At 67.7% G+C, this 15,944-nt stretch carries 18 protein-coding genes; 7 read left to right on the top strand and 11 right to left on the bottom strand.

Annotated features, from left to right (window positions below; all coding sequences use genetic code 11):
• Positions 1 to 25: 25 nt before the first annotated feature.
• The 9 genes from F0Q34_RS02635 to F0Q34_RS02600 all read right to left on the bottom strand — a co-directional run bounded on the left by F0Q34_RS02635 (position 26) and on the right by F0Q34_RS02600 (position 8,016).
• Entirely contained in the window at positions 26 to 874 is an 849-nt protein-coding gene (locus F0Q34_RS02635) for a cytochrome c oxidase subunit 3 (RefSeq protein ID WP_149810567.1), read from the bottom strand.
• Positions 875 to 990: 116 nt separating this feature from the next.
• Entirely contained in the window at positions 991 to 1,608 is a 618-nt protein-coding gene (locus F0Q34_RS02630) for a cytochrome c oxidase assembly protein (RefSeq protein ID WP_149810565.1), read from the bottom strand.
• 31 nt (positions 1,609 to 1,639) lie between these two features.
• Entirely contained in the window at positions 1,640 to 1,768 is a 129-nt protein-coding gene (locus F0Q34_RS22460) for a hypothetical protein (RefSeq protein ID WP_277755242.1), read from the bottom strand.
• Positions 1,769 to 1,791: 23 nt separating this feature from the next.
• Positions 1,792 to 2,754: a heme o synthase gene (locus F0Q34_RS02625; protein WP_241665280.1), complete on the bottom strand. Its 963-nt coding sequence runs from the start codon at positions 2,752 to 2,754 to the stop codon at positions 1,792 to 1,794.
• Positions 2,755 to 2,771: 17 nt separating this feature from the next.
• Positions 2,772 to 4,379 (bottom strand): cytochrome c oxidase subunit I, encoded by a 1,608-nt coding sequence (gene ctaD / locus F0Q34_RS02620; protein WP_149810564.1) that lies wholly within the window; start codon positions 4,377 to 4,379, stop codon positions 2,772 to 2,774.
• Between the two features lie 44 nt (positions 4,380 to 4,423).
• A complete protein-coding gene (gene coxB / locus F0Q34_RS02615; protein WP_241665279.1) occupies positions 4,424 to 5,269 on the bottom strand; it encodes a cytochrome c oxidase subunit II in 846 nt (281 codons plus the stop codon).
• Between the two features lie 318 nt (positions 5,270 to 5,587).
• Positions 5,588 to 6,316 (bottom strand): class I SAM-dependent methyltransferase, encoded by a 729-nt coding sequence (locus tag F0Q34_RS02610; protein ID WP_149810561.1) that lies wholly within the window; start codon positions 6,314 to 6,316, stop codon positions 5,588 to 5,590.
• 76 nt (positions 6,317 to 6,392) lie between these two features.
• The gene (locus F0Q34_RS02605; protein ID WP_149810560.1) at positions 6,393 to 7,274 is read right to left on the bottom strand and encodes a DMT family transporter; all 882 of its coding nucleotides are present in this window, start codon (positions 7,272 to 7,274) and stop codon (positions 6,393 to 6,395) included.
• Between the two features lie 55 nt (positions 7,275 to 7,329).
• Positions 7,330 to 8,016: an SIMPL domain-containing protein gene (locus tag F0Q34_RS02600; RefSeq protein WP_149810558.1), complete on the bottom strand. Its 687-nt coding sequence runs from the start codon at positions 8,014 to 8,016 to the stop codon at positions 7,330 to 7,332.
• A 174-nt stretch (positions 8,017 to 8,190) separates the two neighbouring features.
• On the opposite strand from F0Q34_RS02600, the gene F0Q34_RS21705 reads away from it, so the two are divergent.
• The 7 genes from F0Q34_RS21705 to phnE (F0Q34_RS02570) all read left to right on the top strand — a co-directional run bounded on the left by F0Q34_RS21705 (position 8,191) and on the right by phnE (F0Q34_RS02570) (position 14,129).
• Positions 8,191 to 8,331: a hypothetical protein gene (locus F0Q34_RS21705; protein WP_161600759.1), complete on the top strand. Its 141-nt coding sequence runs from the start codon at positions 8,191 to 8,193 to the stop codon at positions 8,329 to 8,331.
• Between the two features lie 26 nt (positions 8,332 to 8,357).
• The gene (locus F0Q34_RS02595) at positions 8,358 to 9,266 is read left to right on the top strand and encodes an EamA family transporter (protein WP_149810557.1); all 909 of its coding nucleotides are present in this window, start codon (positions 8,358 to 8,360) and stop codon (positions 9,264 to 9,266) included.
• A gap of 122 nt (positions 9,267 to 9,388) precedes the next feature.
• Entirely contained in the window at positions 9,389 to 10,237 is an 849-nt protein-coding gene (gene phnC / locus F0Q34_RS02590) for a phosphonate ABC transporter ATP-binding protein (RefSeq protein ID WP_149810556.1), read from the top strand.
• A 65-nt stretch (positions 10,238 to 10,302) separates the two neighbouring features.
• Positions 10,303 to 11,280 carry a phosphate/phosphite/phosphonate ABC transporter substrate-binding protein gene (gene phnD, locus F0Q34_RS02585; protein ID WP_149810554.1) on the top strand — a complete coding sequence of 326 codons (978 nt, stop codon included), beginning with the start codon at positions 10,303 to 10,305 and terminating at the stop codon, positions 11,278 to 11,280.
• A gap of 103 nt (positions 11,281 to 11,383) precedes the next feature.
• Positions 11,384 to 12,382, top strand: coding sequence for a phosphate/phosphite/phosphonate ABC transporter substrate-binding protein (phnD, locus tag F0Q34_RS02580; protein ID WP_149810553.1), 999 nt, complete (start codon positions 11,384 to 11,386; stop codon positions 12,380 to 12,382).
• Between the two features lie 18 nt (positions 12,383 to 12,400).
• The gene (phnE, locus tag F0Q34_RS02575) at positions 12,401 to 13,279 is read left to right on the top strand and encodes a phosphonate ABC transporter, permease protein PhnE (protein WP_241665278.1); all 879 of its coding nucleotides are present in this window, start codon (positions 12,401 to 12,403) and stop codon (positions 13,277 to 13,279) included.
• Between the two features lies 1 nt (position 13,280).
• Positions 13,281 to 14,129, top strand: a complete 849-nt coding sequence (gene phnE, locus F0Q34_RS02570; protein ID WP_241665277.1) for a phosphonate ABC transporter, permease protein PhnE — start codon at positions 13,281 to 13,283, stop codon at positions 14,127 to 14,129.
• Between the two features lie 75 nt (positions 14,130 to 14,204).
• On the opposite strand, the gene F0Q34_RS02565 is transcribed toward phnE (F0Q34_RS02570), so the two are convergent.
• A complete protein-coding gene (locus tag F0Q34_RS02565) occupies positions 14,205 to 14,759 on the bottom strand; it encodes a GcrA family cell cycle regulator (RefSeq protein WP_149810548.1) in 555 nt (184 codons plus the stop codon).
• Positions 14,760 to 14,933: 174 nt separating this feature from the next.
• On the bottom strand, positions 14,934 to 15,935 hold the full coding sequence (locus tag F0Q34_RS02560) for an acetamidase/formamidase family protein (RefSeq protein ID WP_149810546.1): 1,002 nt from the start codon (positions 15,933 to 15,935) through the stop codon (positions 14,934 to 14,936).
• Positions 15,936 to 15,944 lie beyond the last annotated feature (9 nt).

Genomic DNA, 15,944 nt, shown 5'->3' with positions numbered 1-15,944 from the left:
AGCGGGGCGGGCACCCTGTCGGTCATCAATGCGCGGTGGGGCCGGCACCGAGGACGTAGATGCAGATGAACAGGAACAGCCACACCACGTCCACGAAGTGCCAGTACCAGGCCGCCGCCTCGAAGCCGAAATGGCGCTGCGGCGTGAAATGGCCGGCGCGGGCGCGGAACCAGCAGACCGCCAGGAAGATGGTGCCGATGATGACGTGGAAGCCGTGGAAGCCGGTCGCCAGGAAGAACACCGAGGGATAGATGCCGCCACCGGAGAAGGCGAAGGGCGCCTCGGCATATTCCACGGCCTGGAAGAACGTGAAAAGCAGGCCCAGCAGCACGGTGATGCCCAGGCCCTGCACCATGCCCTTGCGGTCGCCCTTCACCAGCGAATGGTGCGCCCAGGTCACGGTCGTGCCGGAAAGCAGCAGGATCAGCGTGTTCAGCAGCGGCAGGTGGAACGGGTCGAAGGTGAGGATGCCGGCAGGCGGCCAGACGGCGCGGGCGGCACCGGACACATGTTCCGGATACAGGGCGAAGTGGAAATAGGCCCAGAAGAAGGCAACGAAGAACATCACCTCGGAGGCGATGAACAGGATCATGCCGTAGCGCAGGCCGAGGCGCACCACCGGCGTGTGCAGGCCGGGCGTCCGCGCCTCGCGCACCACATCGCGGAACCAGTAGAACATCGAGACCAGCACGCCGAGCAGGCCGACAAGGAACACCCAGCGCGTGTCGTTGTGGGCGAACACGATGATGCCGAACAGCATCAGCCCCGCCGCGAGTGACGCCACCATGGGCCAGGGGCTGGGATCAACCAGATGGTATGGATGCTTGTTGGGCGGCGGGATCTCTGTATCCACCGTCACGTTGCTGCTCGCCATGGCGCTTCCCAGTTCCGATTCAAAGGGATTCGAACTTTGCAGGGGGGCCGACCGCCCCGCCGGCACCTATATGCCTGAACGCATCAATCCTGAAAAAGTAGCCTGGATCAAGCCTGTCACGGAGGGCTCGCGGCGTTGCTCTGCTTGCCGACATGCGGGCCGGCCTTGGCCAGCGCCCCCGCCTTCTCGGCATCCGCCAGGGTGCGGAAGAAGGTGTAGCTGAGCGTGATGGTCTTGATGTGCCGGGTGCTGGGATCCTCGGCGATCCGCGGATCGATCCAGAAGGACAGCGGCATCTCGACATGCTGGCCCGCCTGCAGCGTCTGCTCGTCGAAGCAGAAGCAATGCACCTTGTGGAAGTAGGGGCCAGCGATCTCCGGCGTCACATTGTAGGTGGAGATGCCGGTGCTGGGGCCGCCGCCGCGGTTCTCCGCCGTGTAGAACGCCATGGCGTCCTGGCCGGACACAACCTGCATGCTGTTCTGCGCCGGCTGGAACTTCCAGGGCAGGCCGGGATTGGTGTTGGCGTTGAAGCGCACCGTCACCGTCTTTCCCTCGACCCCGGGTGCCGCGCCGCTGATCTGCGGCGTGCCGCCATAGCCCGTGACGGCGCAGAAAAGGCTGTAGAGCGGCACCGCGGCGAAGGAAAGCGCCAGCATGCCGCCGCAGGCCAACAAGGCGCCGGTGGCGACCTTGCGGTTGCGGCGCGCGAGATCATTGTCCCGGATCGGCATGACTTGCTTTCTCCTCAGTGACCAGGGTGCGTCAGGTGATCTGCATCCGGGCAATGGCGATGAAGTAGAACAACGCCACCAATGCCAGGAGGGTCAGAAACACCGCCCAATTACGGCCACGGCGACGGCGGAGGAAGGCCTGCTTTTCTGCGTCCGACATGTTGCCGGGGACTCCGTTGCTCGTCACAGCCCGGATCCACGAAGGATCAGGATGTCCGCGGCCAGGGCGGCGAACAGCACGAACAGGTAAAGGATTGAGAACTTGAACCCGGCGCGTGCCGGCGCGTCACGGGTCAGGCTGAGGCCTTCCGCGTCCTGCCGGTCATGCTTCACCTTCCACATGGCGTGGAGGAACCAGGCACCGAGCGCCAGCGCAACCGCGCCATAGGCCCAGCTCGCCATGCCGATCAGCGTCGGCAACAGGCCGAGCGGCGCCAGCAGCAGCGAGTAAAGCCAGATCTGCCGCCGCGTCTCGCGCGCGCCGGCCACCACCGGCAGCATCGGCACGCCAGCCCGCGCGTAATCGCCGGAGGCGAAAAGCGACAGGGCCCAGAAATGCGGCGGCGTCCAGAAGAAGATGATGGCGAACATCACCACCGCTTCCAGCGAGATGCCGCCGGTGACGGCGGCCCAGCCGATCATGGGCGGAAAGGCGCCCGCGGCACCGCCAATGACGATGTTCTGCGGCGTCCGCCGCTTCAGCCACATGGTGTAGATGAAGACATAGAACGCGATCGAGCCGGCCAGCACGGCAGCGGCCACCCAGTTGGTGGCCAGCCCCATGACCATGACCGAAGCCAGGCTGAGCACGATGCCGAAGGCCAGCGCCGCCTGGGCGCGGATGCGCCCGGCCGGGATGGGCCGGTTAGCGGTGCGGCGCATCACCGCGTCGATATCGCGGTCGTACCACATGTTGATGGCGCCCGCCGCCCCTGCCGCCACGGCGATGCAGAGGATAGCGGTGACGGCCAGCACGGGATGCAGATGGCCCGGCGCGACCAGCAGCCCCACCAATCCGGTGAACACCACCAGCGACATGACCCGTGGCTTCAGCAGCGCGATCCAGTCGCGCACATCGCTCAGGTCAAGTTGCTCGGATAGACCGAGGGGGGCCGTAGCCCCCCTTTTCATCGCACTGTCGCTCACGCTTTGTCCCGCTTAGATCAACGGATGCGAGGCAGCTCATCGAAGGTATGGAACGGCGGCGGAGAGGAAACCTGCCATTCCAGCGTCGTGGCGCCCTCGCCCCAGGGATTGGCCGCGGCCACTTCCTTGCCGGTGAAGGTACGCCAGCAGACATACAGGAAGACCAGGAAGGATGCCACCGAGATGTAGGAGCCGACGCTGGCCACCATGTTCCAGCCGGTAAAGGCGTCCGGGTAATCCGGATAACGGCGCGGCATGCCCTGGGCACCCAGGAAGTGCATCGGGAAGAAGGTCAGGTTCACGCCGACAAACGTTGTCCAGAAATGCACCTGGCCCCAGAACTCGGGATACTGCTTCCCGCTCATCTTGCCGATCCAATAGTAGAAGCCGGCGAAGATCGAGAACACGGCACCCAGCGACAACACGTAGTGGAAGTGCGCCACCACATAGTAAGTATTGTGCAGGATCACGTCGACGCTGGCATTGGCCAGCTTCACGCCGGAGACGCCGCCCACCGTGAACAGGAAGACGAAGCCGATGGCGAACAGCATCGGCGTCTTGAAGGTGAGCGAGCCGCCCCACATCGTGGCGATCCAGGAGAAGATCTTGATGCCCGTCGGCACGGCGATGACCATGGTCGCCGCCATGAAGTAGGCGCGCGTGTCCACCGAGATGCCGGAGGTGAACATGTGGTGCGCCCACACCACGAAGCCCACCACGCCGATTGCCACCATGGCGTAGGCCATGCCGAGATAGCCGAAGATCGGCTTGCGGCTGAAGGTGGACAGCACGTGGGAGATGATGCCGAAGCCCGGCAGGATCATGATGTAGACTTCGGGGTGGCCGAAGAACCAGAACAGGTGCTGGAACAGGACCGGGTCGCCGCCGCCCGCGGGGTCGAAGAAGGCGGTGCCGAAATTGCGGTCGGTGATCAGCATGGTGATCGCGCCGCCCAGCACCGGCACGGACAACAGCAGCAGGAAGGCCGTCACCAGCATGCCCCACGCGAAGAGCGGCATCTTGTGCAGCGTCATGCCCGGGGCGCGCATGTTGAAGATGGTGGTGATGAAGTTCGCCGCGCCCAGGATCGAGGAGGCGCCCGCCAGATGCAGCGCGAACAGCGCCATGTCGACGCCCATGCCCGACTGGTAGGTGCTGTTCGACAGCGGCGGGTACAGCGTCCAGCCAGTGCCGGCGCCACCGACGAACAGGCTGCCCACCGCCAGGATCAGGGCGGGAACCAGCAGCCAGAAGGAAATGTTGTTGAGGCGCGGGAAGGCCATGTCCGGCGCGCCGATCATGATCGGCACGAAATAGTTGCCGAAGCCGCCGATCAGCGCGGGCATGATGACAAAGAACACCATCACCACACCATGCGCGGTAACGGCCACGTTCCAGGCCTGGCCGTCGGCGAAGATCTGCATGCCGGGGCTTTGCAGCTCGATGCGCATCAGCAGCGAGAGCCCGATCCCGACCAGCGCCGCGGCGACGGAGAAGATCAGGTACAGGATACCGATGTCCTTGTGGTTGGTGCTGAAGAACCAGCGCGCCACAAAGCCCGGTGTGTGATGGTCATGATGGCCATGGTGATCATGGCCGTGTTGCGTGTCTGACGCGGTCGCCATTGTTGCTCGTCCGTCCCGCTCTTTTGTCGTCCCCGAAGTCCCGCTTACCGGGCCAGCGTCGCCGCGGCGGCATCAGCCACCTTGGTCGGCACCGGCGCCGGGCTGACCGGGCCCTCCGCCGCGAAGCGCTGGCGCGCCGAAGCCGTCCAGCTCTCGAATTCCGCCTGCGGGACCGCCTTCACGACGATCGGCATCAACCAATGGTTCTGCCCGCAGATCTGGTTGCACTGCCCGTAATAGGTACCCGGTCGGTCGGCGCGCAGCCAGGTTTCCAGGGTGCGGCCGGGGATGGTGTATTTCTGCACGCCGAGGCTCGGCACGAAGAAACTGTGGATCACGTCCTCGCCGGTGGTGATGATGCGGATGTCCTGCCCGACCGGGATCACCATCGGCTCATCCACATCGAGGTTCCGCAGCTGGCCCGGCTTCAGGTCGGCTTCCTGCACGGGATAGCTGTCAAAGCCGAAATTGCCCTGGTCGGGATAGGCGTAATGCCAATACCACTGCCGCCCGGTGACGTTCACGGTCAGCGTCGCATCCGGCGCCCGGTCTTCGTAATACATCAGCCGGAAGGACGGAATGGCGATCACCAGCAGGATCAGCACCGGCACCACGGTCCAGGCGATTTCCAGCAGGGTGTGGTGGCTGGTGCGCGACGGCACGGGATTGGCCGAGGCACGGAAACGAAAGGCCACCCACGCCAGCAGAATGCCGACAAAGGCCGTGATGATGATCATCAGCCACAGCACGAGGCTGTTGAAGTCGTGGATGGCGTCCTTGATCGGCCCGGCCGCGGGCTGAAGGTTCATGCCCCAGTTATACGGCGCCCCGATCATGGGCGGCTCACCCTCGCCGGCCACCGGCTGGGCGAAGGCGGGCGCCCCAGACATCAAAGAGGCCGCGGCCACTCCCAGAGTGGCCAGCAAACCCGCGAAGCGCGAAACCGTCTTCCGCCGCATTCCCTATCCCGTCCGCTCATCATTCTGTCGCCCGGGGCCAGCCCGGGCGCCGGCGCTGGTGCGCCGATCCAATCCTGGCGGGCCGCACCGCGCGGCCTGCCCTTCAACCCCCGTCCCGCGGCAACCATCGCGCACGGGATTCCTGTGCCTGACCATAGTCGCGGGGTGCATGGCCGCACAAGGGAGGGGAGGAAGCGCTCCCCCGCGGCCACTGGCGGATGGCCTTCCGCGCCATCCAGCCAGCGGAGTTCAGGCCGCCGCCTGGTCCGGCATCGCCATCAGCCCGGGCGCGGCATTGCGCAGATGCACAAGCGTGAACAGCCCGGCCGGCGGGCAAGGCTGGATCGCCTCCACCTGGATGGCGTCGCGGTCGAACAGGTCGGCGAAGGCGAAGTCGGGGTGCCAGCCCAGCACGCGCGACAACGGCGCCATGGTCCGCTCCACCCACCAGCGCGGCCCGCCCTCGGCGGCGAAATGGTTGACAAACAGCAGGTGGCCGCCGGGGCGGACCACGCGCTGCATCTCCGCCAGCAGGCGCTTCGCGTCCGGCACCACGCTGGCGGTGAACATGGCCACCGCGATGTCGAAGGCGCCATCGGCGAAGGCCATCGACTCGGCATCCATCTCCAGCAGCCCGTCAACATGGGACAGCTTCTCCTGCTCCACGCGCTCGCGCGCCTTGAGCAGCATTTCCCGCGACAGGTCGATGCCGGTGACGCGCTTTTCCGCGCGGTAGCGCGGCAGGGCGAGGCCGGTGCCGACGCCCACTTCCAGCACGCGGCTGCCCGGCAGGCGGTTCACCGCCGCCACGGCGCGGCGCCGCCCGGGCGACGACACGCCGCCGAACACGGCGTCATACACGCCCGCCCAGCGGCGATAGGCATCCCGCACCGATTCCGCATCCAGAGCCGCGCGCGGGTGATCCCGCAGCGCCTGATCAACCGCCTGATCGCGCGGTGTTCCGAGTGTTGTGGCCATTCCCTGTCCTCGCGCCCGCATTCCGCTACCCGCTCCCCGCCTTTGGCGCAAGCGCCAGGTGTCCCTTTGACCTTCTTCAACCCGGCGCTGCGCCCTTCCTCCGGTCCGGCAGCGCGACCAGCACCCCGCCCAGGGTGATGATGGCGGCGCCCAGCCAGGTGAAGCGGTCGGGAGCGTGGCCGAACACCAGAAAGGAAGCGAGAACGGCCCAGATCAGTTGCGAATACGTCATCGGCGCCAGAAGGCTGGCGGGGGCCCGGGCGAAGGCCAGCACCAGGAACCCATGCCCGATGGCGCCCAGCGCGCCGATCACCAGCAGCCCGGTCCAGCCCCAGCCGGTCGCCGGCGCCTGCCAGACGAAAGGCTGCGCCAGCGCCGTGGCGAGGGCGGCGGCGATGCCGGTGTGCAGGATGGTGGTGTTGGGATCATCCACCCGCGCCAGGCGCCGCGTCAGGATCTGGTACACGGCATAGAACAGCGCGGTGCCCAGCGGCAGCAGGATCGCCCAGTGGGGCGCTTCCGCACCTGTCAGGAAGGGTGGCCGCAGCGCCACCGCCACACCCAACAGGCCGATCACCACACCGAGCCAGCGGCGGGCACTCACCCTTTCCCCCAGCCACAACGCCGCCATGGCCACGGTGAACAAGGGGGATGCGAAGTTCACCGCCGTCGCGTCTGACAGCGGGACCCTGGCCAGGGCCAGCGAGAACAACAGGTTGGCTGAGCACAGGCACAGGCTGCGCACCGCCTGCAATCCCGGCGCCCGGCTTCGCCAGGGCAACCGGCCGGTGAACAGCCGCAACAACACCGCCACCAGCACCACATGCACGGCGAAGCGGGTGAACATCAGCTGCGGCACGGGAAAACTGGCCGTCAGCAGCTTCACGATGGTGTCCATCGCCACGAAAAAGGCGATGGCCACCAGTTGCAGCGCGACGCCAACGAGGGTGGCGGACATGTTGGCGGCATCATGGCAGTCTCCCTTGAACGGGGAAACTGCCCGCGTCGCGCTTTCAGCGCCGCAAGGTGAAGGATGCCTCCGCCGTGGCATTGACCCATTCCGGCTGCGGCGCCGAAACCGGCGGCGCCGCCTCCGCGCGGGCCGACATCGCCGCCGCCCGGTAACGGGGCGCGGGAGAATCCGGCGCGTCCAGGCGCAGCTCGCGCAATTCCACGACTCGCATTCCGAGCTGCTGTGCCACCGACTCGGCCCGTGCCCGCAGCGCCTCCACCGCAAGGCGGCCGGCTTCCTGCCGGGCTTCCAGCCGCTGGGCGCGCGACAAGGACCAGTCCAGTCCGCCCATCACCATCCCCTGCCCTTGCAAGGCGCCTACCAGCTCCAGCAGCGGCCCCGGCTCGGTGCCGCGCAGGGTCAGGCTCTGGCTGGCCATCCAGTTGCGCTCCTTTTCCTGACGCGAGGTCCAGTAGCCGCCGGTGCTGGCCTGCACGCCCTGGACGCGACGTGCCGCCTCCAGCGCCGTGGTCATGCGGCTGTTCACCTGCGCCTGCACCGCGCGCGAATCGGCGCCCCGCGCCTCGGCGCGCAGGGTGGCGGCGATCTCGGACGGGGTGCGTTCCACCTCGGCGGTTTCGGACAGCTTCAGCACCGTGCCGGCTTCCTGCGCCTGCTGCGCGACTGCGGGAAGGGTCGCGCACAGCAGGGCGAAAGCCAGCAATGCCGAGATCGAGCTTGAACGCATGCATGCCTCCTCAGACAATCCGCGCCCCACCTATCAGCCATGGCGACCGAGGGGAAACACCGGGCGCCGGACGATCCACTTCCGGGTCCGCATGACATCCAACGATCGCCTTCCCGATCACTCTCTGTTCCGCCTGTCCGGCACGCATGTTCGCCGGCGCTCCCCGGCACCGGCATGACGGCGCGTCGGCCGTCCGGCCTGGCGATCAACCTCCTGCCCCTCGCCCCAGGCAGGGCGCGGGACCGCAACCCGGCCGAACACTGGTTCCGCGACCAGGCGATGGCTGCCTTTTCCCCCGCCTCCCGCCGGTTCTGACCGCCGAGGCCCACCCGGACACGCCCATGCCGCTCTGGATCGCCGTCACCTTCGCTGCTGCCCTGTTCCAGACCTGGCGCACCGCCATGCAGCAGAAGCTGCGCGGCCAGCTCTCGGTGAACGGCGCCGGGGTGGTGCGCTACCTTTACGGCGTGCCCTTCGGCCTGCTGCTGCTGCTGGCCTACGCCGCAGCCACTGGGCAGAACAGCCTGCCAGGGGCCGGCCTGCTGTTCCTGGCCTTCTGCGTCGCCGGCGGGCTGGCACAGATCCTGGGCACCAACCTGCTGATCATGGCCTTCGGGGCGCGCGGCTTCGCCGTCGGCACCGCCTATGCCAAGACGGAGGCGGTGCAGGGCGCCATCCTGGCGCTGATCCTGCTGGACGAACATCTCACACCCCTCGCCTGGGCTGGCATCGCGGTGAGCGTTGGCGGCGTGCTGTACCTGTCGCTCGCCGGGCGGCAGGAAGGGCTGGCGGGGCTGCTGCGGGCCACCACGCAGCCGGCGGCGCTGTACGGACTGGGCGCCGGGCTCGGCTTCGCCCTTTCCGCCATCCTGATCAAATCGGCCAACCTGTCGCTGGACCATCCCGATCCGGTGTTCCGTGCCCTGGTGTCGCTGGTGGCGATCAACACGCTGCAAACCCTGATGCAAGGAAGCTGGCTGCTCTGGAAGGAGCCGGACCAGTTCCGCGCCGTGTTCGCCACCTGGCGCGACAGCCTGCCGGTCGGCGCGCTCTCGGCCTGCGGTTCGGCCTGCTGGTTCACCGGCTTCGCCCTCGCCCCCGTGGCGCTGGTCCGCGCCCTGGGCCAGACGGAGATCCTGTTCACCCTGTTGTTCAGCCACTTCTACCTGAAGGAGCGGCCGAAACGCTCGGAGATCGCCGGCGCGCTGATCGTGGTGTTGGGTGTTGTGCTGGTGCTGGTCGGCCGCTGAGGCGGCCCGCAGCTTCAACAGGCTTGTCACCGCGCCGTCATCGGAGCGTCATGGAGGTGCTCTATACGCCCCACAGCCGAGGGGCCGCGGGGCCATGCAAGGCGGACGAAAAAGGGAAGCTTATGCTTCAGCTGGAGAACCTGACGCGCCGCTTCGGCACCACCCTGGCGGTGGACGGCGTCAGCCTGGCCGTTCCGGCCGGGCAGATGGTGGGGGTGATCGGCCGCTCCGGCGCCGGAAAATCCACCCTTCTGCGCATGATCAACCGGCTGGCCGAACCGAGTTCCGGCCGCATCCTGCATGACGGCACCGATGTCACCGGCCTGCGCGGACAGGCGCTGCGCGACTGGCGCACCTCCTGCGGCATGATCTTCCAGCAGTTCAACCTGGTTTCGCGCCTCGACGTGCTGACCAATGTGCTGGTGGGGCGGCTGAACCACCATCCGGGCCTTGGCGGCACGCTGGCCACGCTGTTCAAGCGCTTTCCGGCGGCCGAGCGCGTCATGGCGCTGGAAGCGCTGGACCGGCTCGGCCTCGTGGATCAGGCGCTGCAACGCGCGGACACCCTGTCCGGCGGCCAGCAGCAGCGCGTCGCCATCGCCCGCGCGCTGATGCAGCAGCCGCGCATCATCCTGGCGGACGAGCCGATCGCCAGCCTCGATCCCGCCAATGCACGGACGGTGATGGAGGCGCTGCGCGACGTGAACCGGCGCGAAGGCATCACCGTGCTGTGCAACCTGCACCACCTCGACACCGCCCGGCATTATTGCGACCGCATTGTCGCGATGCAGGGCGGGCGCGTGATGTTCGACGGCCCGCCCGCCGCCCTCACCCCGGCGCGGGTGCGCGAGATTTATGGCGTGTCGGAAGAAGAATTCGACAGCCTTGCGGCGGCCGAACCCTCGGTCGCCGGGCCGCAGGCCCCACCTCAGCCGGCCCTCGCCGAAAGGCAGGCCGCCCTGACTGCCTGACGCCATCGCCTGAAGCCCCGGACGCCGCCTGCCCTTCCGCGCGGCGCCCCACAGGAGAAGACCCGATGATCACCCGCCGTTCCCTGGCCGCCTTCGCGGCCGGATCCCTGGTGCTGCCCGCGTCCCTGCGGGCCCAGACCGCCGGACAGCCGGCCATCGCCATGCCGGCCCCGGGCGAGCGCGCCTGGGCCAAGGACGTGCCGCAGATCCGCATCGGCCTGCTCGGCGGCGAGAACGAGGGCGACCGCCTCGGCCGCTTCGATGGCTACCGCAAGCTGATCGAGGACACCTTCAAGGTGCCGGCCCGGCTGTTCCCGGCGGCCGACTATGCCGGCGTGATGCAGGCCTTCTCGGCCGGGCAGATCGAAACCTCGTCGATGGGCGCCTCCGGCTATGCCGGCACCTGGCTGGACACGGGTGGCGCGGTTGAGCCGCTGGTGGTGCCGCTGGAAAGCGACGGCTCCTCCTCCTACATCTCGGTGCTGGTGACGCGGAAGGATTCCGGCATCACCACGCTGGACGGCATGAAGGGCAAGTCATTGGCCTGGGCCGACCCGAACTCGACCTCCGGCTACCTGATCCCGCGCTCCGAGCTGCGCAATTCGGGCGTCGACATCAACAGCTTCTTTTCCCGCACCGGTTTCGCCGGCGGCCATGAGCAGGGTGTCGTGGCGGTGCTGCAGAAGCAGTATGATGGCTGCTGCACCTGGGCATCGGGCATCGGCGACGAAAGCCGAGGCTTCTCCCGCGGCAACCTGCAGGCGATGGTGGAGAAGGGCATGCTGAACATGGCCGACCTCAACATCATCTGGAAGTCACGGCCGATCCCGAACGGCCCGCTTGTGGTGCGCTCCGCACTCCCGGCGGCGTTCAAGGAAGACTTCACCAACTTCCACCTGGCGCTGCCCACCAGCCACCCGAAGATCTATGCCGATATCGAGCGGGGCGGCGGCAAGGGCTACACCAAGGTCACGCACGCGATGTTCGACCCGATCGTGACGCTGCGCCGCGAGGAGGCCGCCGAGCGCCGCCGCCGTTCCTGACCGGTCCGGCAGGAACAGGCAGGATCGGGGGAAGTTCTTTCCCCCGATCTTTTTCCGCGCGTCGCGCCTAGATTCGCTCCCCTCCGCGCGACCGAGGTTATCCATGCCCCATGCCACCCGCCGCATCCTTCTGGGCCTTGCCGCAGCCAGCCTGGCGCCGGCAGCCCAAGCCCAGCTCCAGGCGCCGCGCCGCAGCGCCGATGGCGACATCCCCTTCCCCGCGCCCGGCCGGCGGCCCTGGGCGGAGGCCGTGCCGCGCCTCGGCATCGCGCTGATGGGCGGCGAGAACGAGGTGGACCGCCTCGCCCGCTTTGACGGCTACCGCGCCCTGCTGGAACAAACCTTTGGCGTGCCGGCGCGGCTTTATCCCGCCGGCGACTATGCCGGGGTGATGCAGGCCTTTGGCGCGAAGCAGGTGGAGATCGCCTCGCTCGGCTCCTCCGCCTATGCGGGGGTGTGGCTGGACACGCAGGGCAATGTGGAGCCGCTGGTGGTGCCCGAGCAGGAGGATGGCTCGATCGGCTATCTCGCGGTGATGCTGGCACGGGCCGATTCCGGCATCGCCTCGCTGGAGGACATGCGCGGCCGGTCGCTGGCCTGGGCCGACCCGAACTCCGCCAGCGGATACCTGATCCCGCGCGCCGTGCTGCGCCGGCAGGGCGTCGATCCGGAGCCGGGCCGGTATTTCGGTGCCACCGGCTTCGCGGGCGGGCATGAGCAGGCGGTGGTCGCCGTGCTGCAGAAGCAATACGACGCCTGCTGCACCTGGGCCTCCGGCCAGGGCGAGGAAGCCAGTGGATTCACCCGCGGCAATCTGCGCGCCATGGTCGAGAAGAACATGCTGCGCATGTCCGACATTCGCATCATCTGGCGCTCCGAGCCGATCCCGACCGGGCCCATCACCATCCGGGCGGACCTGCCGGATGCCCTGAAGAACGACATGAAGCAGTTCCTGCTGGCATTGCCGCGCACGCATCCGGACATCTACCGCCAGATCAGCCGCGGCGAGGGCGCCGGATACCGGGAAGCGCGCCACGCCGACTACCAGATCTTCATCGACCTCAGACAAGAGGAGGCGGCGGCCAGGCGCCGCCGCAGATAGCGCATGCATGCCACTGCCATGAGCCCCGCGGCGGCGCGGGGGGAAGCGGCCTATGAGGCGCTTCGCCGCCAGCGCCGCAACGCCGGATTGCTCGGCGGCGCCATCCTGCTGGCCTGCCTGCTGCTGGCCGGCTGGGTCAGCGAGTTCAGCCCGGTGGCGCTGCTCGCCGGCCTCCCGCGCATTGGCGAGTATTTCGGGCGCATCCTGCCTTCGCTGCAATGGGCGAACCTGTTCGCCGGCAGCGAAACGGAAGGCAGCCTGGCCTTCTGGTTCTACCGCCTGGATTCCTGGCTGCTCCTGCTGCTGCAAACGGCGCAGATGGCGGCGCTGGCGACGCTGGGCGGCGCGGCGGTGGCGCTGCTGCTTTCCTTTCCCGCCGCGCGCAACCTGGTCCCCTCCCCCTGGCTGCACCACCTGAGCCGGCGCGCGCTGGAGGCGACGCGGACGGTGCCGGAGATCGTTTATGCGTTGATCTTCGTCTGGGCTTTCGGGGTAGGGCCGCTGGCCGGCATCCTGGCCATCGCCATCCACACCGCCGGCGCGTTGGGCAAGCTGTTCTCCGAGGTGATGGAGAATGCGGAGATGCAGCCCTGGGAAGGCCTGCGCGCCTCGGGCGCCAACTGGGCGCAGGCCTGCCGCTACGCCATCCTGCCGCAGGTGGCGCCCAACCTGGTGAGCTACACGTTGCTGCGCTTCGAGATCAATGTGCGCGGCGCCAGCGTCATCGGCTTCGTCGGCGCGGGCGGCATCGGGCAGGAACTCTATCAGGTCATCGCCTTCAACTATTACGAGGAGATCAGCGCCATCGTGCTGTTGATCGTGCTGGCGGTGATGCTGATCGACCTGGTGACCGACCGCTTGCGCCATCGCCTGATCCATGCCGCGGGAGCACGCTGAGATGAGCGGATCAACGATTGAATCCTGGCGCCAGCGCACGCCCCGGGCGTTCGGCGCGACGCCTGGGCAACGCCTGACGCGCTGGCTCGGCGGCGCTGCCTTCCTGGCTTGGCTCGCCTGGTCCTTCTGGCTGTTCGACATCACGCCGCAGCGCTTGTGGAACGGATTGTCCGGGCTTGCCACCATCCTGCGACTGATGGTGCCGCCCAGCCCTGGCGAATTGTGGTTCGACATCCTGAAGGGCATGGCGGAAAGCGTGGCGATGGCGTTCATCGGAACGGTGATCGCCGCGCTGATCGCGGTGCCGCTGAGCTTCCTCGGCGCCCGCAACATCCTGACGGTGACGCTGCTGCGCTTCTCGGTGCGGCGTTTGTTCGACGGCATCCGCGGCGTGGACCAGCTGATCTGGGCGCTGGCCTATGTGCGCGCCGTGGGGCTCGGCCCCCTGGCCGGCGTGCTGGCCATCATCACCAGCGACCTCGCCGTGCTGGCGAAGCTTTATTCGGAAGCGATCGAGAACGCCGACAAGCGTCAGGCCGAAGGCATCATCGCTTCGGGCGGCAGCCGGCTGCAGGCGATCCGCTATGGCATCCTGCCGCAGGTCCTGCCGGTGATGATCGCCCAGGCCTTGTATTTCTTTGAAAGCAACACGCGCTCGGCGGCCATTCTCGGCGTTGTCGGCGCCGGCGGAATTGGTTTGCAGATCGCCGAACGCATCAAGGTGCGCCACTGGGACGAGGTCGCCTTCATCATCCTGCTGATGATCGCAACCGTGGCGGTGATTGACCTGATCTCGGGCCAGTTGCGCAAGCGGCTGATCGGCCGCCGCGAGGGCGCCGCCGTTTTGTGAAGAGCGCGCCACGGAAAAGGGGCGCCGGCCCATGGCCGGCGCCCCCGTGAAATCCGGTGAAAGCCCCGCCTGCCCTCAGGCCGCGTCCTCGCGGCGGTCGCGGGCCTTCACATAGGCGATGGAGGCATGTTCCGGGCAGTAAGGCTTTCCGCTGATGGCCTCGGCCGTGCAGAACCGGAATTCTGGCGTGCCGGGCTCGCCGATCGGCCAGCAGCATGTGCGCCCCCCGAGACGCTGGAAAGGCCGCACAACCGCGCTCGGCTGCGCGGCGCGCCGGGGCGGCAGGGCGGGACGCGGCGCGGCCAGGGCCGCGGCCGGCATGATGGGCTTGGTGGCGGGCGGCAGGCTGGACACCGCTCCGGCAACAACGGCCGGCGGGCTGGGCTGCGCCGCCACCGGCGCAGGCTCCGCCACAGCTGGCTGGGGGGCGGCGGTGGGGCGCGCGCCAGCGCCCGCCTGGGTGCCGGCCTCGCGCCGGATCGGGCTCGGGCGCGCGGGCAGGCTCAGCCTGTGCGCCTTGCCCACAACGGCATTCTTGGAGATGCCCATGCGACGGCCGATCTCGGCAGTTGAATGACCTTCCGCCCAAAGCGCTCGCAGGGTCTCGATCGCCTCCGCCGTCCAATCCATTGCCAGTCTCCGACTTCCGCTACCAGATACGGTAGTTAATGCGCCAGGACAGGCACAAGATGCGGCCTGTGGTGCGACTCCGAAAAAGTTGTGGAAAACCGGGTTGCAAGCCCAATCATTCACATCGGGCGAAGAAAATCGCTTTTCCACCGCCGATGGTTGTGGCGGCGTGGTTCAGAATAGCAAGCCCTTCCGCAACAATCCGTGAACGCCTTTCTCACCATTCACGGTTTGTGTGACATGAAAGTCCACGGCCAGCGAGCAGAACTGATACGCTTCCGCCGCGGAGATATGCGCGCGCGCCACAATGAAGGCGATCATCTCGCGCAGCGCCTGCTTCATGGCGAGATCCAGATCCTCATGGATGCCCATGCTGATGAAATGCGTCGGTGTTTCCGCGCGCGGAAAGCGCAATGCGGGATCGCGCGCGCCGCCGCCCTTCATCAAACTCAGGCGGAAGGTGCCGGTGAGGCACATCTCCAGCGCGGTGACGCACACCTCGCCATCGCCCTGCACGCCATGGCCGTCCCCCGCGCTGAACAATGCGCCGGCCGTGTGCACCGGCAGGAACAGCGTGCTGCCCTCGACCAGTTCCTTGTTGTCGAGATTGCCGCCATGCGCACGCGGCTCCTTGGTGGAGATCGGGCCCCATTCCACCGGCGGCGCCACGCCCATGACGCCAAAGAAAGGCGACAGCGGCAGTGTCAGCGCGGCTTCCCCATTGCCGTCCCGCTCCGGCCCGAAAGGCAGGCGGCAGGTGTTGGCGGCACGGTCGACCGGGATGTGGATCAACCGGCGATAAGGAAAGTCCTCTGGCAATGTGCCAATCAGCGGGCGGAAGTGGTTGTAGCCCCAATCCGCGCCCAGCTCGATCTTCTCGATGTCGATGCGCAGGCAGTCGCCCGCCTCGGCGCCGGCTACTGCCACGGGCCCGGTCAGCAGGTGCGGACCAAGCCGCGGCAGCCGCCCATCGGCGATCGCTTCGTGGATAACCGCGAGTTCGGCCGGAACCTTCAGGCCGCTGGCCGCGGCCGGCACCACTTCGGGGGGACCGGAAACGCATTGCAGCACGACGGTGTCGCCTGACGCCACGGTCAGCACCGGCGCGAACTGGGCATCGAACGCGCCGAAGCGGACCGTTTCCGGCGTGGCTTTCACGTGATGCGTGGTGGACATGCGGCAAAA

Source organism: Teichococcus oryzae, from assembly GCF_008386565.1.
Taxonomy (GTDB): Bacteria; Pseudomonadota; Alphaproteobacteria; order Acetobacterales; family Acetobacteraceae; genus Pseudoroseomonas; species Pseudoroseomonas oryzae.
This window is presented reverse-complemented; position numbering and strand designations above follow the sequence as displayed.

Bases quoted from the DNA above. Each gene is read 5' to 3' on its own strand.
- phnE (WP_241665277.1), top strand. From the start codon at position 13,281: ATGAGCGGATCAACGATTGAATCCTGGCGCCAGCGCACGCCCCGGGCG.
- F0Q34_RS22460 (WP_277755242.1), bottom strand. From the start codon at position 1,768: ATGTCGGACGCAGAAAAGCAGGCCTTCCTCCGCCGTCGCCGTGGCCGT.
- F0Q34_RS02635 (WP_149810567.1), bottom strand. From the start codon at position 874: ATGGCGAGCAGCAACGTGACGGTGGATACAGAGATCCCGCCGCCCAAC.
- phnD (WP_149810554.1), top strand. From the start codon at position 10,303: ATGATCACCCGCCGTTCCCTGGCCGCCTTCGCGGCCGGATCCCTGGTG.
- phnC (WP_149810556.1), top strand. From the start codon at position 9,389: ATGCTTCAGCTGGAGAACCTGACGCGCCGCTTCGGCACCACCCTGGCG.
- phnD (WP_149810553.1), top strand. From the start codon at position 11,384: ATGCCCCATGCCACCCGCCGCATCCTTCTGGGCCTTGCCGCAGCCAGC.
- F0Q34_RS02565 (WP_149810548.1), bottom strand. From the start codon at position 14,759: ATGGATTGGACGGCGGAGGCGATCGAGACCCTGCGAGCGCTTTGGGCG.
- F0Q34_RS02600 (WP_149810558.1), bottom strand. From the start codon at position 8,016: ATGCGTTCAAGCTCGATCTCGGCATTGCTGGCTTTCGCCCTGCTGTGC.
- F0Q34_RS02610 (WP_149810561.1), bottom strand. From the start codon at position 6,316: ATGGCCACAACACTCGGAACACCGCGCGATCAGGCGGTTGATCAGGCG.
- phnE (WP_241665278.1), top strand. From the start codon at position 12,401: ATGAGCCCCGCGGCGGCGCGGGGGGAAGCGGCCTATGAGGCGCTTCGC.
- F0Q34_RS02560 (WP_149810546.1), bottom strand. From the start codon at position 15,935: ATGTCCACCACGCATCACGTGAAAGCCACGCCGGAAACGGTCCGCTTC.
- coxB (WP_241665279.1), bottom strand. From the start codon at position 5,269: ATGTCTGGGGCGCCCGCCTTCGCCCAGCCGGTGGCCGGCGAGGGTGAG.
- F0Q34_RS02595 (WP_149810557.1), top strand. From the start codon at position 8,358: ATGCCGCTCTGGATCGCCGTCACCTTCGCTGCTGCCCTGTTCCAGACC.
- F0Q34_RS02630 (WP_149810565.1), bottom strand. From the start codon at position 1,608: ATGCCGATCCGGGACAATGATCTCGCGCGCCGCAACCGCAAGGTCGCC.
- F0Q34_RS02605 (WP_149810560.1), bottom strand. From the start codon at position 7,274: ATGTCCGCCACCCTCGTTGGCGTCGCGCTGCAACTGGTGGCCATCGCC.
- F0Q34_RS21705 (WP_161600759.1), top strand. From the start codon at position 8,191: ATGACGGCGCGTCGGCCGTCCGGCCTGGCGATCAACCTCCTGCCCCTC.
- ctaD (WP_149810564.1), bottom strand. From the start codon at position 4,379: ATGGCGACCGCGTCAGACACGCAACACGGCCATGATCACCATGGCCAT.